Annotated in this window: 10 protein-coding genes and 1 pseudogene; 1 reads left to right on the top strand and 10 read right to left on the bottom strand. The window is 51.1% G+C overall.

Features of this window, described 5'->3' with window-relative positions; genetic code table 11:
• Positions 1 to 28: 28 nt before the first annotated feature.
• Together lon and rsmA are read right to left on the bottom strand one after the other, a co-directional pair.
• Positions 29 to 2,419 (bottom strand): endopeptidase La, encoded by a 2,391-nt coding sequence (lon, locus tag HPY30_07285; protein QYZ65809.1) that lies wholly within the window; start codon positions 2,417 to 2,419, stop codon positions 29 to 31.
• A gap of 57 nt (positions 2,420 to 2,476) precedes the next feature.
• Entirely contained in the window at positions 2,477 to 3,265 is a 789-nt protein-coding gene (rsmA, locus tag HPY30_07280; GenBank protein QYZ67945.1) for a 16S rRNA (adenine(1518)-N(6)/adenine(1519)-N(6))-dimethyltransferase RsmA, read from the bottom strand.
• Positions 3,266 to 3,590: 325 nt separating this feature from the next.
• On the opposite strand from rsmA, the gene nadE reads away from it, so the two are divergent.
• On the top strand, positions 3,591 to 4,388 hold the full coding sequence (gene nadE / locus HPY30_07275) for an NAD(+) synthase (protein QYZ65808.1): 798 nt from the start codon (positions 3,591 to 3,593) through the stop codon (positions 4,386 to 4,388).
• Between the two features lie 75 nt (positions 4,389 to 4,463).
• Here nadE and HPY30_07270 read toward each other — a convergent pair whose 3' ends face one another.
• From HPY30_07270 to HPY30_07235, 8 genes and pseudogenes are all read right to left on the bottom strand, one after another.
• Positions 4,464 to 5,201 carry an ATP-binding protein gene (locus HPY30_07270; GenBank protein ID QYZ67944.1) on the bottom strand — a complete coding sequence of 246 codons (738 nt, stop codon included), beginning with the start codon at positions 5,199 to 5,201 and terminating at the stop codon, positions 4,464 to 4,466.
• A gap of 14 nt (positions 5,202 to 5,215) precedes the next feature.
• On the bottom strand, positions 5,216 to 6,760 hold the full coding sequence (locus HPY30_07265; protein ID QYZ65807.1) for an IS21 family transposase: 1,545 nt from the start codon (positions 6,758 to 6,760) through the stop codon (positions 5,216 to 5,218).
• 354 nt (positions 6,761 to 7,114) lie between these two features.
• Positions 7,115 to 7,474 carry a tRNA (N6-threonylcarbamoyladenosine(37)-N6)-methyltransferase TrmO gene (tsaA, locus tag HPY30_07260; protein QYZ65806.1) on the bottom strand — a complete coding sequence of 120 codons (360 nt, stop codon included), beginning with the start codon at positions 7,472 to 7,474 and terminating at the stop codon, positions 7,115 to 7,117.
• Between the two features lie 407 nt (positions 7,475 to 7,881).
• The gene (locus tag HPY30_07255; protein ID QYZ65805.1) at positions 7,882 to 8,916 is read right to left on the bottom strand and encodes an IS630 family transposase; all 1,035 of its coding nucleotides are present in this window, start codon (positions 8,914 to 8,916) and stop codon (positions 7,882 to 7,884) included.
• Positions 8,917 to 8,951: 35 nt separating this feature from the next.
• Positions 8,952 to 9,524, bottom strand: a pseudogene (locus tag HPY30_07250) (DNA-3-methyladenine glycosylase I).
• A 52-nt stretch (positions 9,525 to 9,576) separates the two neighbouring features.
• The gene (locus tag HPY30_07245) at positions 9,577 to 10,650 is read right to left on the bottom strand and encodes an IS630 family transposase (GenBank protein ID QYZ65804.1); all 1,074 of its coding nucleotides are present in this window, start codon (positions 10,648 to 10,650) and stop codon (positions 9,577 to 9,579) included.
• Positions 10,651 to 11,005: 355 nt separating this feature from the next.
• A complete protein-coding gene (locus tag HPY30_07240; protein ID QYZ65803.1) occupies positions 11,006 to 14,170 on the bottom strand; it encodes an MMPL family transporter in 3,165 nt (1,054 codons plus the stop codon).
• 11 nt (positions 14,171 to 14,181) lie between these two features.
• Positions 14,182 to 15,312 (bottom strand): efflux RND transporter periplasmic adaptor subunit, encoded by a 1,131-nt coding sequence (locus tag HPY30_07235; GenBank protein ID QYZ65802.1) that lies wholly within the window; start codon positions 15,310 to 15,312, stop codon positions 14,182 to 14,184.
• Between the last annotated feature and the right edge of the window lie 313 nt (positions 15,313 to 15,625).

Below are 15,625 nucleotides of genomic sequence, written 5' to 3'. Positions count from 1 at the left end.
CCTAGTGCCCTATCAACCTGATAGAGCACTAGCTACCAAACAGCAGCGGCAACACGTCCTTGAAGCTGCAGACAAAATGGACTTTTAGCCCTTTGCGGATATGGTCGGGCACCTCTTCATAGTCGCTGCGGTTATCATCCGGCAGAATAAGCTCGCGGATGCCGGCCCGCCGGGCAGCGATCAGCTTTTCCCGGATGCCGCCAATGGGGAAGACCTGGCCGGTAAGGGTGAGTTCTCCGGTCATGGCGAGATGCCGCACTGGTTTGTCGAGGGCCAGAGAGAGCAGGGCGGATGCCATGGTGATGCCGGCGGAGGGGCCGTCTTTAGGCGTGGCGCCAGCCGGCACATGCAGATGGATGAAGGCTCTTTTAAAAAAACCGAGATCGGCGCCGAAGGCCTCTGCGTGACTGAGGATATAACCGTAGGCGATCTCAGCTGACTCCTGCATGACATCGCCTAACTGGCCGGTCAGCTTAAAGCCTCGATTGAAGGTGTGGGTACGCACAGCTTCAATATTAAGGGTGGCGCCACCCATGGCGGTCCAAGCCAGTCCGGTTACCAGGCCAGGTCCGCTCATATTGCGTTCATCACGGAAAACCGGACCACCGAGATAATCGTTCAAAACCTCGGGTGGCACATCGATGGGGGTTTCTTCTCCGCCAAGGATCTTGACCACAGATTTGCGCACGATCTTGCCGATCTGTTTCTCCAGTCGGCGCACGCCTGGATCCCGTGCATATCCTTCGATAATGGCACGAAGACTGGGGCTGTTGAGTTTTATGTCGCGGCGTTTAAGTCCTGCTTTATTGAGCTGGCGAGGAAGTAAGTACTTACGTGCAATCTGTAGTTTCTCACTGGCGATATATCCGGAAAGATGGATCATCTCCATACGGTCGAGCAGTGGCGCGGGAATCGTATCCAACTGATTGGCGGTACATATGAAAAGCACCTTGGAGAGGTCGAACCGCAGGTCGAGATAGTGGTCAAGAAAGTCTCTGTTCTGCTCCGGGTCGAGTACCTCCAGCAGCGCGGATGCGGGATCGCCGTGGTAAGAGGCGCCGATCTTGTCGATCTCATCGAGCATGATCACCGGGTTCTCAGTGCCTACTTCTTTCATTGTCTGGATGAATTTACCCGGCATGGCGCCGATGTAGGTGCGGCGATGCCCCTTGATCTCCGCCTCGTCACGGATGCCGCCGACGGAGAAGCGGAAAAACTCTCGCCCCAGTGCCTCTGCTATGGAGTGTCCGATGGAGGTTTTGCCCACGCCGGGCGGGCCCACCAGCAGAATGATGGAACCGGCAATCTGCCCTTTCATAATGCCGACGGCAAGGAATTCGAGGATGCGCTCTTTGACGTCATCCAGCCCATAGTGGTCTTTATCCAGGGCCTTGCGGGCAAATTCGAGATCGAGCTTGTCTTCTGAATCGACACCCCAGGGCAGCAGGGTGATCCAATCGAGATAGTTGCGGGTGACGGAATACTCCGGAGAGCCGGTTTCCAGCATGGCGAGTTTCTCCATCTCCTCGTCGATGCGGTTCTGTGCCTGTTCGGTCAGGGTCAGTCCGTTGAGGCGCTCGTGGAATCTCTCCAGTTCGGCGGTACGGTCATCTTTTTCGATGCCGAGTTCCTGCTGTATCGCCTTCAGCTGTTCTCGCAGAAAAAACTCACGCTGCTGGCCATCCATCTTCTCTTCGACACTTTTGCGGATCGATGCCTGTGCCTTGGCCAGTTCCAACTCCTTATGCAGCAGTTCCAGCACCTTCTCCATGCGCGGCAGAAGGTTGAGGGTTTCAAGCACGGCCTGCAACTGAACTTTGTCGGAGGTGGTCAGGCTGGCGGCAAAATCGGTCAAGTGCGAGGGATCCTCTGGTCCAAACCGGTCGAGAAACATGCGCAGCTCTTCCGCATAGAGAGGATTGAGCGGCAATAGCTCTTTGATGGTGTTGATCACCGCAATGGCATAGGCCTTGATCTCATCGGCCTGCTTGCGGCTGGGTTCGGGCAGATATTCGATTTGGGCGGTGAATGGCGGCGTGTCACCGATCATTCGCACGATGCGGAACCGTTGCAGACACTCCACAAGGACTTGCAGGCGGTCATCCGACTGCTGGACACGGTGTACCCGGCAGACAGTGCCGATTTTCATGAATTCGTTGGGTAGAGCGGTTTCTGCTGACTTGGAGTGGGTGAGCACGACACCAAGCATCTTCTGTTCGGTATCACCCACCGCTTCCATAGTGCTGATCCAGCTCTGCGACTCCATCAGCAGGGGAACGACTTGGCCGGGAAAGAAAGGACGGGCGGTGACAGGCAGCAGATGAATGACACTGGGCATGACCTCGTTTGAGCGGGTCAGAGGGTTTTCACTTGTAGCTTCGTCCTTATCCGGATGCTTTCCTTCCTCACTCATGTCCATTCGCCTTAATTTATTTTTTCTGCATTGATACGTTCCTGGAGTATCAATATATAGGGATTAGTCCAGGGCTTTGCAAGCCAGGTTTGTCAGTTCCGCAAAGGCCGCCAGCGGCAACTGTTCGGGGCGGATGGCGGGATCGATGCCTGCGCTCTGTATTATCTCCGGCGTAACGATTTTTGAGAGACTGTTGCGCAGGGTCTTGCGTCGCTGGGAGAAGGCCTGGGTCACAAGTTGTGCAAACAGAGTTTCATCATCGATTTGCACCGGAGGTTTAATATGAGGGATCAGGCGTACAAAAGCAGAGTCGACCTTTGGCGGCGGATTGAAGGCGCCAGGTCCGATGTGGAACAGCCGGGTGACCTCGCATTTCGCCTGCAGCATGATCGACAGTCTGCCGTAGATTTTTGAGCCGGGTCCGGCGGCCATGCGCTCCACCACCTCTTTCTGCAGCATGAAGTGCATGTCTTTGATGTTGTCGGCATATTGCAATAGATGAAAAAGAATTGGGGTTGAGATGTTGTAGGGCAGGTTGCCGACTACCCGTAGCGGGCGATCGGGTTGGGCCAGCGTCCCAAAATCAAACTTCAGTGCATCTGCGTTGTGGATCCTGATTTGACCAAGCGGGCCGCAACGACGTGCCAGCGGCTCGATCAGATCCCGGTCCAGCTCCACCACCTGCATTTTTCGAATGATCGGCAGAAGTTCAAGCGTTATTGCACCCTGTCCGGGGCCGATCTCAACCAGATTGTCGCCTATTTGGGGATCAATCGCGTGAACGATTCTATGGATGACAGAAGTGTCGTGAAGGAAATTCTGGCCAAACCTTTTCCTTGGGCGGTGAATCAAGGGGTTACCCATGCTTTTATCTGTAATATCAATTGCTTAAAAATGGTCAATGTGTGTATATCCACGTAAACCAAGCAGTTAGAACCATATAGGGTGCGATTTGGAGTCGCATCGGTCATTTTTCGAACGAATCTATTGCTGGTTCAATAATATCACTTGTTAGTAGTTGCTTGATCTTACAATTGAGCCTCACTATCTAAAATCAATCTACTAGTCACTAATGGATATCGAGTCATGATATTTTCTTAACGTGAAGATATATCTTGTCTAACAGCAAGGCTTGGGGATAGTAGGACTTTTCATTTGAACACCTGAGGATGGGAATATGCAGGTTGTTAAAGTCATTGAGCATATTACTAACTGGCTCGACACTTATGTGGAGAATTCAGGTACACAGGGCTTTGTTATCGGTGTTTCAGGCGGAATTGATTCCGCCGTTACTTCAGTACTTGGCGCAAGGACTGGACGTCAGCTTATTTGCGTCGAGATGCCTATCCATCAGAGTGCTAACCTGGTGGATCGCGCACAGCGTCACATTGAGTTTTTACAAACCAATTTCTCTAATATCACCTCTATTGAGGTGCCGTTGACAAATGTCTTTGATGGGCTAATCCATGTGCTACCTCCCGTGGAGGATGAGGCATTGCGTGATATGGCTTTGGTGAATGCCCGCGCTCGCCTGCGTATGACGACGCTCTACTATTTTGCAGCTTACAAACACCTCCTCGTGCTTGGTACTGGGAACAAGGTTGAAGACTTTGGAGTCGGTTTTTTTACCAAATATGGTGATGGTGGTGTCGATTTGAGCCCAATTGCTGATCTTACCAAGACCGAGGTTTATGCGCTGGGTCGAGAGCTTGGTGTAAATGACAAAATTCTCGAGGCACCGCCAACCGATGGTTTGTGGCACGATGACCGGACAGACGAGGATCAGATCGGTGCAAGTTATCCTAAACTTGAGTGGGCTATGCAGTTTAGCGGGGATGAAAACGCACTTTCTGAGCGGGAGCGTAAGGTGCTGACCATTTTTCGGAAGCTCAACAGCAGCAATAGACACAAGATGGAGCCCATTCCCGTCTGCCGGATCCCACATGCTGCGTATTCTGGCGAACGTGAACGCTGATTCTGGTGATCGTGAACACCCAACCTAACCACACATAGGGCTCGGTGTATTTTTACTTCAAGTGTTCACGATCAGTCAAGTTATGGCTTGCCGCTTCCGTAAAGATTCGCCTTTCAGCGTGATCCGGTGGGCGTTATGCATGAGCCGATCCAGAATGGCATCAGCCAACGTATTATCACCGATGGACTGATACCATTGATTCGTTGGCAACTGGCTGAGGATGGCCGTTGATGTGCTGCCATTTCGGTCATCCATTATTTCCATGAGATCATTTCGCTGTGCAGCGTTGAGCGGCTCCAGTCCCCAGTCATCAAGGATGAGCAAGTCGAGCCTGGCCAGTGTTTGCAGTGCTTTGCTGTAACTGCCATCGGCTTTTGTTTGTGCGAGTTCCAGCAGCAACCGGGATAGTCGATAGTATTTGACCCGGTAACCTTTCATGCAGGCAGCATAAGCCAGCGCACAGGCAATGTAAGTCTTTCCGCTGCCACAAGGACCGGTCAGCAGCAGATTTTGGTTTTTATTGATCCAGTCACATTGCAGTAGACTGGCCACCAGGGATTTCTTCAGCCCTCTGGGATGCTGGTAATCAACGTCTTGAGGGTTGGCTGCTATTTTGAGCTTGGCCGCTTTTAATAAACGCTGTTGCTTGCGATGCTCCCGGTCATTGAGTTCATTATCTGCCAGTATTTGCAGGCGCTCCTCGAAGGACAGGCCCTCGTAAGTGCCAGGCTGCTCCTGCTGAGTTACCAGTGCGTTGGCCATGCCACTGAGCTTGAGTTGTCGTAACTGTGTAATGGTTTGATCTAACATTATGGTTTCCTTTGGGTTTAGTGGAAGCTCTTCGGGCCACGGATGTTTTCATGTGACTGGGGTAATAAAGAGAGCTGCTCTTTTGATGCCGGCAGCAGTTGATCCTGATTGCTTTGCAGGATGGATTTGATCTGCTTTAAGCGATAAAGCTGGTGATGATTGGCAATCGCACATGCTTTATTCAGCCGGTCAGGTTCGTATTTTCTGGATAGATTCAGCAGACCCAGGCAGACACGGTATGCCTGCTGCTCATGTTGCTTTTGAGCCAGTATGCTTTTTACCCAGATGAGAACCTCATCACCCAGATCCTTGGCCCAGTTCATCAACCGTCCAGCAGACCATTGATGATGTTTCTCATGTTTTTTGGGCATGTGGTCAGGAACGGTGGTCATGCCATGGCAGTATTTTCGTACATGGCTGGTCACCCGCTTGTTGTGGAAGAAGATCTCTACCAGTTTGTCTTTGGTATGGATTTCCAACTGCTCACCAACCAGCTGATGGGGCACAGAGTACAGATGCTTTTCATACTGCACATGGTAATCCACGTTGACCTTCACCTTTTTAATATAGGTATATTCATAGGTGTGCTTCGGCAATGGAGACAGAGCAGTCTTGTCGATTGACTGGAACCATTCCTGACGTGAACCTTCCAGTTGTTTAAAAGGTTTTTTGTTAACGTCAGCCAACAAGGCAACGATACATTGGTTCAACTCGGCCAGGGAGAAGAAGGTATGGTGGCGTAAGCGAGCCAGTATCCAGCGTTCGATGATTTGCACACCCACTTCTGCCTTGGCTTTATCCTGTGGCTTTCTGGGGCGAGCCGGCATAATGGCGGTACCGTAATGTGCACCCAGTTGTTCGTAACTGGGGTTGAGGTCCGGATCGTGACGGCAGGCTTTGGTAACGCCGCTTTTTAAGTTATCCGGAACCACTAATTTTGGAACACCACCGATAAAAGCGAATGCTCTTGCATGACTGGCCAGCCAGTCTGGCAAGCCCTGTGTCCAGGTAGCTTCTGCAAAGGTGTAATTGGAGGCGCCTAGTACCGCGACAAAGATCTGGGCAAAGCGCACTTCACCGGTATCACCTTGAACAATTGGTACGGTCTGGCCTGCATAATCCACGAACAGTTTGTCACCGGCCTTATGGGTCTGGCGCATGGAGCGTTTTTGTTTTTTTAGCCACTCACTGTATAAGTGGCAATACTGCGGATAGCTGTAACTGCGGTTGGGGTATTGCTGGGCATATTCTTCCCAGAGCAGGTGCTTGGTGACATGTTTAAAATGCAGTTCCTTATAAACATCTTTCCAGTCTGGCAACTGTAACGATCCAGAGGTTCGTGTGTCTGATTCAGGATAAATGGCATTGGCTAACTGGCGATCATCCAGTTTTTCGATAGCCTCCCAGTCCAATCCCAGTTCATGAGCTTTGCAGGTGATTTTTTGCACTGCACCCAGGCTGAGGCGCAGACTGTCCCGGATTTGCCGCATGCTGAGCTGGGCAGACAACCGGAGTCTTAATATCTCTCTTAATTTACGCATTGATAGTCTCTTTGTTGGCATCGCCTTCCCCGGTCAAAACGGGCAAGGTTAGCAAGGCTTTATCAATGTGTGGAAAGGGTTTCTGGCATCGTGAACGGTGATTCTGGTGAAATGCCAAAAGCGTTCACGATCAATCAGAATGAGTGTTCACGTTCGTCCAGAATAGGTGTTCACGATGGATCAGAATCAGTGTTCATGATGGGCCAGAATATGCACACATGCTTTGCGTGAAGAATGATAGGCTACCAATGAAACGAAAGATGAATCTGCGAACAATAATGACAAATGCGATACGAAATCATCTCTCCGCCTCCTATTAAAAAGATGAGCTAAGAACTGCATATCAGGCAGGTTTTCGAGAGGCTGTTCCGATGACTAGGGTTTGATATTGAGTACAGGCGTATCAGGGAAGGCGTCGATATAGTCTATTTCAATAACGTTGCCATGAACGGAGATGACCCGGCAGCGGCTCAGGGCAATGAGATTGGGGCGAACTGGGGCACGGGTGGCAAAAACACCACGTAGCGGATTTTCTGGATTGCCACGTGGGTGAACCTGGAGGATCGAACGCAGTTCCGGGGTGTCGTTGCGATCGAACCAGTACAAAACCCAGATTGCGTCCAGTTCCTCGATACCGAGCAGGGCCGACTGGTATTGCTTATCCACTTCTATGATGGTCCTGTCGTTTGTCTTTCGTACCCAACCAATGGGTCTAACATCAAAATTTGGAGCCATCCCATTATTGGGTGTTTCCGCAGAGCTCGAAGTCACAACCAACCATAAGGCGAGAATAGTGAGGAAATGTTTCATGATAATCATGCCTGAGTGCCGAGCCTTCTTGGCCCATGAAGCGACTATGAATCAAGGATTACCCATGCTTTCATCTTTATTTCCTATTGTTTATAAAATATTTATATGGCTATACCTTAGTAAATCAAGCAGTTAGAGCCATATAGGGTGCGTTTACAACTCGCATCGATATTCGCATCGGTGCTTTTGGTGAAATCAAGCTTCCAAAACGGACATCAATGCTTGAACTCAGGCTTGAGAGCTTCTTTTCTTAGCATTTTTTTTGATCTATGGACGATTAAATTTCTTTCGTGCATTTTCAACTTATTAACCCGGCATCATAATAAGCCATATTAAGCGGCGTATTGAATACGCGGATGCTCAAAATACTTCCTAACCCTAGCCGGTTTCTTTTGCAGCATTTGCATATGACTCCTGACCTTGCTCTTTAACTGTTCCTTTGATCGGGTTGGCAGCCCACTGTGCACCCCATGCTTAAGATCACAGTTCAGATATTCATCTGGATTCATCTCAGGCGAATATGCAGGTAGATAAAAAACTTCAATCTGTTTTCCTTTGTCCTGCAGCCATTCCTTGACAACCTTGGCATGATGGACACGTAGATTGTCTAGTATAAGGAAGACTTTTCTCTTGGCTGCTTTGATCAGTCGCTTCATGAAATCGATCAGGATATCCGCATTCATGTTGCCTTCAAATATCTTGAAACGCACCTTACCCTGGTTGGTAATGGCAGAAAGCATATTGGTTGATGCTCGCTTGGCATTGAGATGGATAATGGGCGTTTTTCCCTTGGGTGCATAACCCCGTTCGTGCTGGCTATCATTGCGCATCCCAGTTTCGTCTCCCCAATAGATTTCCGCCTTCTCTGCCTTAGCCTGTGCTTTGATCTCAGGATAGGTCTCGTCCAGCCAGTGGGCAACTTTCTTGGGGTTTTGCTCATAGGCCCGCTTCAAGGGCTTCTGTGGGGTGAAGCCCCACAAAGACAGATATTTTCCTACCGTCCTAATTGCCAGTTTGATCTTGAATTCCTGAGCAATCAGTTCCTTCACGGCTTCTCTGGTCCACAGTGCATAAGCCATCTTGAGTTGATCAGGTGTCTTGTCAGAGATGAGCTTTTGGATCTGTTTTTCTTGCTCTGGCGTTAGGCATCTTCCCGCTCCCATCGGCCGGCCCTGCTTCTTTGCCTTCAGAGCCTTATCACCTTGGGTTTCATAAGTGCGGATCCAGCGGATCACAGTGCGCTCATGGACCCTTACTGATTCCCCTATCGCTTTGTAGGTCTGGCCTTGCTTGCGCATCCGTACTGCTTGTTTGCGTTTTTCTTCCTGGGCTAGTGCAGGAAGGCTTCTGGCATCTTCTTTGTTCATGACGGCAGTATATCATGATCTATTAACATGCCGGGTTAATAGCTTCTGATAATACAGCCCTTAGAATGATCATTGATAAGCCCCATTGCCTGAAGAAAGGCATACACTGTCGTAGGGCCTACAAATTTCCAACCCATCTTTTTCAGGGCTTTGGATAAGGCAACAGACTCGTCCGATGTTGAAACGGTTTGTGGTTCGGTCAGATTGTTTACGTTGGGTTCGTAGCGCCAGAAAAAGGCCGCCAAAGAATCCTCCTGTTTAACGAGTTCTTGCGCGAGCTTGGCATTGTTGATGACGGCTTCGATTTTACCTCGGTGACGTACGATACCATCATCCTTTAGCAGACGTTCGACATCATGTTCCTTAAAGTGAGCAACTTTATTGAAATCGAAATTGTGGAATGCTGCACGGAAGTTCTTACGTTTAGTGAGGATAGTGCGCTAGCTTAATCCCGACTGAAAACTTACAAGACATAGTTTTTCGAATAACCGCTGATTATTGCTTACCGGGAAGCCCCACTCGTTATCGTGATAATCGAGAAATTCAGGTGCATCACCACACCATCCGCAGCGTGATTTTCCGTCAGGGCCAACATACATGGAAATCATAGCTTTCCTCCTTGGTCATGTTCCTGATGGATTATCCTAGTGGGACATGCGGTTAATTCTGTAATGATTTCTTTGCACGCCCAACAGCCGCCAGAATGTGGCTGGCAGGTTTAGTCCATTTAAAGGGTTTTGCGCTCTCCCTGTTATGAACCTTGATGAACCGCTCCAACTCAGTCTTTAGTTCTGGAACGCTGGTGAACACCCCTCGGTATAACGCACGTCGCTCAAGTTGCGAGAACCAGCCTTCCACGGCATTGAGCCATGATGAACTGGTTGGCGTAAAATGAAGGTGGATGCGCGGTCGGGAGGCCACCCATTCTCGAACAGCCTCTGTCTTGTGAGCACTCAGATTATCCATAATGATGTGCAATTCTCGGTCTGCACGCGTGCGTCTATCAAGTAGTTTCAGAAAAGATAGAAATTTTTTGCTGTTCGTTCGATCCGAAACTTTGCCAATCACTTTTCCAGTCAGTGTGTTAAATGCAGCATAAAGACTGGTGGTGCCGTGTCTTTTGTAATCATGAGTGCGACTGCCGATCCGGCTCGGATTCAATGGTAGTCCAGGTTGGGTACGATCCAATGCCTGAATCTGCGTCTTCTCATCCACGCTGAGAATAACTGCATTCTCAGGAGGATTCATATACAGACCGACAATATCAATGACTTTATCAGCGAACTCAGGATCATTACTGATCTTAAACGTTTTCAGCCGGTGTGGACGCAGATCTGCAGCCTTCCAGGTCTGACGAACCTGCCAAGGTGTCACTTCTGCGTATCGAGACATTAACTCGATGCTCCAATGTGTAGATTCCTGTGGAATTCTTTTTGTGGTCAGAAATAGAACTTTGTCGACAGTCGCCTTGTCTATGACCGTAGGACGTCCGCAACGGACTCTTTCAAGTAGTCCATCAACGCCTTCGGCCTCAAATCGATTTCGCCAGCGGTGCACTGTCTTCGCTGATGTCCTTTGGGCAGTTGCAACTTCCATCGGTGTCATCCCTTCACTGAGTTGTAAAATAATCTTGGCTCTCATGATCTGGCCATGAGGAAGGGTTGTTGATCGGCACCACTCTTTTAAAATCCCAGCGGCTTTATCAGTAATCTGAAATGTCTTAGGTAAACGCATTCCATATTTTACACCGTTAACGTTTTAGTTACATTATTTTACGCATGGCCCACTAGGAGGTTGTCGGATTTAACACTGTTTGGCTGCAAACCTCTGGATGGTGATCAACTCAGCTTATCAAACTCGTTAAATAGGCCCACTATTCGCCTCGTTCGATAAACTGATTTGATTCGCCCCCAGTGATTTTCGCTTCAAACGGATAAACCCGACAGCCTCCTGGAAGAAAATTCAGACGTTCTCCGGTTTGGTTGGGTGAAATTTTATGAATTTCTGCTGTTATCACGTCTTCCACGACAAGGGGATCTTCTTTTACCCGTCCATCAGGAGATGCTGGTATGGGTCATAATACAACCGATCAGTCGCTCACTTCGCTCAGTGTAGTTGTTCTGCCAACTTGGCTGTCAGGAACAGCTGCGGGCTCGCCAGATTGAGCCGAGGATCTGTCCTTTGCGATCAGCAGATAAAGTGAAGGCAACACAAACAGTGTAAAGATTGTACCGATAGCCATGCCACCGACCAGCACCAGGCCGATGGAATTTCTGGCCGCTGCCCCGGCACCTGTTACCAACACCAGCGGAAAATGACCGGCGATGGTGGCCACGCTGGTCATCAGCACCGGCCGCAAGCGGATCATCGCTGCGTCATGTACCGCGTCAAGCTTGCTCACGCCTTGTTGCTGCAATTTGTTGGCGAATTCGACAATGAGGATACCGTTCTTGGCGATCAGCCCAACCAATGTGACCAGTCCAACCTCTGCATAGATGTTCATCGTCGTGGTCCAGCCATTGGTCCAGTACGGTATATTGGGGTCAGGCATTTTCAACACGGTAAAGATCAACGCTCCAAACATCGCCAGTGGCACCGAGCCAGCCAGAATCACGAATGGATCGCGGAAGGAATTGAACTGCACGGCTAGTACCAGAAAGATCATCAGCACGGCCAATGAGAAGGCGGGTAAAAATTTGTTCCCCTCCGTGCGTAGCTGGCGAGACTCACCTGTGTAGTCGAATCCATATCCGGGCGGCAGAATTTCTCTCGCAGTGTCCTCGAGTAAGGTCAGTGCATCATCCAACGTGCGCGTGCTCACACCGGAAATTTTGACTGCATTGAGTTGCTGGAAACGATTGAGCGAGCGCGCCACCACCGAGTGCTCGACATGTGCAAACGCGGACAAGGACACCATCTGTCCGTTGGGGGCAGCCACATAGATGTCACCGAGTTGTTCGCTGTTCAGGCGATCCGTGCGTTGAACCAATGGAATAACCTTGTAACTGCGACCATCCATGTTAAATCGGTTGACGAAGTTGCCCCCAGTGGCGACCGCTAAATCGGCACCCACTTGCGACAACCGCAGTCCCAGGGCGGCGAGCTTATCCCGGTCGAACACCACTGTGGCCTGTGGTTGATCGAGCTTCACATCGATGGTTGGAGGAAAGGCAAATAGCCCGCTCTGCTCCGCCTTTTTCTGGATGATTTGGGCGAATTCCAGCAGACGCTCCGTATTGGCCGTGGATGTTATGAGAAACTCAACCGGGAAGTTGCTGCCACCGGGTAGTGCCGGCGGAGTTGTCATAAACACCTGAATCCCCGGAATCATCGACACCTTGGCCTGCACCTCTGGCTGTATCTCGGTTACCGTTCGTTTGCGTTCGGCCCAGGGTTTCACCACCATGCCGCTAAAACCATCGGCACCTATTGTCGCACCCACCGACGGCGGAAACAGGAGCTGGAAGGTCAGCGCAGATTCTGGTGTGTCGAGCATGATCTTTTCGGCCGCCGCGCCATAGACCGCATTCTGGTCGGTGGTGGCGTTGGCGGCGGTGTTGATGATACCGAACAGTACACTTTGATCTTCCGTAGGCGCCAATTCACTGGGCGAGAAAGTGAACATAGGGATCGTACACAGGCTCACCACGATCCATACCAGATAAACCGCGGGTCTGGCATTTAGCGTCGCCCCGAGTGCTCGACCGTAAGCCTCGCGCAATCGATCGAAGCGGTGATTCAACCAGCCAGTCAGTCCGTGCTCCTCGTCCTGTGCGCTGCTCAAGAGTTTGGCCGCCATGGTTGGTGACAGCGTCAGTGCAACGACACCGGATATGGCAACGGCGCCGGCCAGAGTGAAGGCGAACTCACGGAACAATGCACCGGTCAGGCCGCCCTGCAGACCAATCGGAATGTACACGGCAACCAACGTCATGGTCATGGCAATAATTGGCGCGATCAGTTCCCGCGCCCCGAGCAATGCCGCCTCACGCGGAGTACGCCCTTCGCGCAGATGCCGTTCTACGTTTTCCACAACGACGATGGCGTCATCAACGACCAGACCGACAGAGAGCACGATGGCCAGCAGCGTGAGCAGGTTCAACGTGAATCCGAACAAGTACATCAGAAAAACACCACCGATCAACGAAACCGGAATCGCCATCACCGGCACCAGTACCGAGCGCACTGAGCCGAGAAACAGAAAAATCACCACGATCACGATCATCAGCGTGTCGGCGAGTGTACGTGTGACCTCCGTGATGGAGTTGCTGACATACTCGGATGCGTCATAACCAATGCTGGCATCGAGACCCGTGGGCATGTCGCGTCTAAGCTTGTCCAACTCGATCCGTACACCGTCGATCACCTCGATGATGTTGGCGTTCGGCTGTGGAAACACGCCTGCGAACACAGCGGTCTGACCTGAATATCGCACCACTGTGTCATAGTCTTCGGCACCCAGTTCAATATCGGAGATGTCCTGCAGTCGTATGATGGTGTCTTCTTTTTGATCAATGACGAGACGCCGGAAATCTTCCGCGCTATGCATATCGGTGTTTGCCGCAAGGTATGTCTGCACCAGTGCGCCTTTGGTACTGCCTATGGCGGCGAGATAGTTGTTGGCTGTCAGCGCTTCATTAACCTGAGACGGACTGATATGCAACGCAGCCATACGATCGGGTTTTAGCCAGATTCGCATGGCGAACGTGCGCGCGCCGAAGATTTCAATTCGTTGCACACTAGTAACCGCAGCCAGGCGAGGTTGTACCACGCGTGTCAGGTAGTCAGTGATCTGCTCCGGGGAAAGGATATCGGAGGAGAAGCTGAGGTAGGCTGCTGCAAACTCCGAATCGGCCGATTGCACGCTGATAGATGGTACCTCTGCCTCCATCGGCAGATCGTTGCGCACCTGATCGACCTTGGACGAGATATCGGCCAGGGCCTTGGTCGTGTCATAGTTGAGCTTGAGCCTTGCCGTGATGATCGAAATTCCCTGCAGGCTCTTTGATTCCACATAATCGATCCCTTCCGCCGCGCCGATGGCACGCTCCAGCGGCGTCGTGATAAAACCGCGGACCAGCTCCGCGCTGGCCCCAACATAGATAGTGGAAATCTGCACCGAGGCATTTTCACTGAGCGGATACTGGCGCACACTCAATGAATGCCAGGCATTGAAACCTGCAATAACGATCAGCAGATTGACCACAACGGCAAGTACAGGACGCCGGATGAAAAGATCAGTCAAGCCGTTCATGATGATGCGCCTCAGGAATCTCGAGGATTGGGCTCAAGCTTGGGTTCGGGCGCCAGTGTGTTATCGATCACCACCTTCATGCCAGTACGTAGTTTGAATACACCGCTGGTTACGACTATCTCACCGGAGGTCAGGCCATCCGTCACATCGACGAAATCGCCGTGTGCCCGCCCTAAGCGCACAAACTGTTGGCGTAACACCTGTTCGGTCTCACCCGATTGGTCATTCTTGTGCTTCTCAACTACGAACACCGAGTCACCGTAGGGCGCGTACAGCACTGCAGTGGCGGCAATCGGCAATACCTCCTGCCTGTCGGGTAGCACCACTTCTACGTTGGCGAACATGCCCGCGCGAAGCCTCCCATCAGGATTTGCCACCAGCGCGCGCACCCGGACATTGCGTGTGGCGGCATCCACTTCCGAGTTGACCGCAACGATTCGGCCCTCGAAGGTCTTTCCGGACGCTATGTCGGATGTAACTCGGACCTGCATGTTCTGACTCAGGTGCATGATCTGCTGCTGCGGGATCGAGAAGTCCACATGAATGGGGTCCAGCGTCTGCAAGGACACAATCGGATCCCCTTCTTGCAAGATCTGACCGAGATTGACCAAACGCAAACCAAGGCGGCCAGAGAAAGGGGCACGAACGGTCTTCTTGTCAATCAGCGCGCGTATAACACCGACTTGGGCAACGGTCTCTTTGACCTCGGCCTCAGCGCGATCGACAGTGTCCTCCGAGGCCAAGTCACGTTTCCCCAGTTTCCGCACACGCTTAAGATCTGCTTTGGCTAGAGAAGCGGCGGCATCGGCGGACGCAAGTTGCGCGGCCTCGCTGGACGTATCCAGTAGTAGTAGTACATCGCCCTCCTTGACCGCCGCACCGGATTTGAACAGGATCTCTGACACCCTGCCTCCGAGTTCAGCACCGATTGTCACCCCCTGCACGGCCGATACGGTGGCAGTGGTGGCTATCACCTGCTCCCACTGCTCTTCGTTTAACGTCATGGCAGTTACGGTTTCCGGCGGCAGAGCCATATTTTCTGCCGCCTCGCTCATTGCCTTGAACTGCCCAAGCTTGGCATATGAGATGGCGCCGATAATGATAGTGACGCCAATGGCTGTTAAGGTCAGTTTTTTCAGCATGAAGAATCCAGCCGATAACGTTTATAGAACTTGAAACCTGGCAATGAGAATTGTGGTAGTAGCGGTATTCTTAGGAATACGCCACTGATGATAGCTTGTAGAATAGCGCAGATTAGCCACCATAACCTTTAGCCTAGGCGAGGGCCAGCTTCAATGACCTGCCCCACTATACTTAAAAAATCGCTATCAGAAGTGGCTTCGAACAGCTTATCCTGACATGTAACTAATTGAGAAACATGGATAATCCATACCGAGTAGTGGTCTTGACAAAACCTTTTCCTTGGGCGGTGATTCAAGGGGTTACCCTACCATT

The sequence above is a fragment of the Gammaproteobacteria bacterium (ex Lamellibrachia satsuma) genome (assembly GCA_019623805.1).
Classification (GTDB): Bacteria; Pseudomonadota; Gammaproteobacteria; order Chromatiales; family Chromatiaceae; genus QGON01.
Note: the sequence above shows the minus strand (reverse complement) of the source record. Positions and strands in the feature narration are given on the sequence as shown.

Bases quoted from the DNA above. Each gene is read 5' to 3' on its own strand.
- HPY30_07255 (QYZ65805.1), bottom strand. From the start codon at position 8,916: ATGAACAAAGAAGATGCCAGAAGCCTTCCTGCACTAGCCCAGGAAGAA.
- HPY30_07240 (QYZ65803.1), bottom strand. From the start codon at position 14,170: ATGAACGGCTTGACTGATCTTTTCATCCGGCGTCCTGTACTTGCCGTT.
- lon (QYZ65809.1), bottom strand. From the start codon at position 2,419: ATGGACATGAGTGAGGAAGGAAAGCATCCGGATAAGGACGAAGCTACA.
- nadE (QYZ65808.1), top strand. From the start codon at position 3,591: ATGCAGGTTGTTAAAGTCATTGAGCATATTACTAACTGGCTCGACACT.
- HPY30_07265 (QYZ65807.1), bottom strand. From the start codon at position 6,760: ATGCCAACAAAGAGACTATCAATGCGTAAATTAAGAGAGATATTAAGA.
- HPY30_07235 (QYZ65802.1), bottom strand. From the start codon at position 15,312: ATGCTGAAAAAACTGACCTTAACAGCCATTGGCGTCACTATCATTATC.
- HPY30_07245 (QYZ65804.1), bottom strand. From the start codon at position 10,650: ATGCGTTTACCTAAGACATTTCAGATTACTGATAAAGCCGCTGGGATT.
- tsaA (QYZ65806.1), bottom strand. From the start codon at position 7,474: ATGGCTCCAAATTTTGATGTTAGACCCATTGGTTGGGTACGAAAGACA.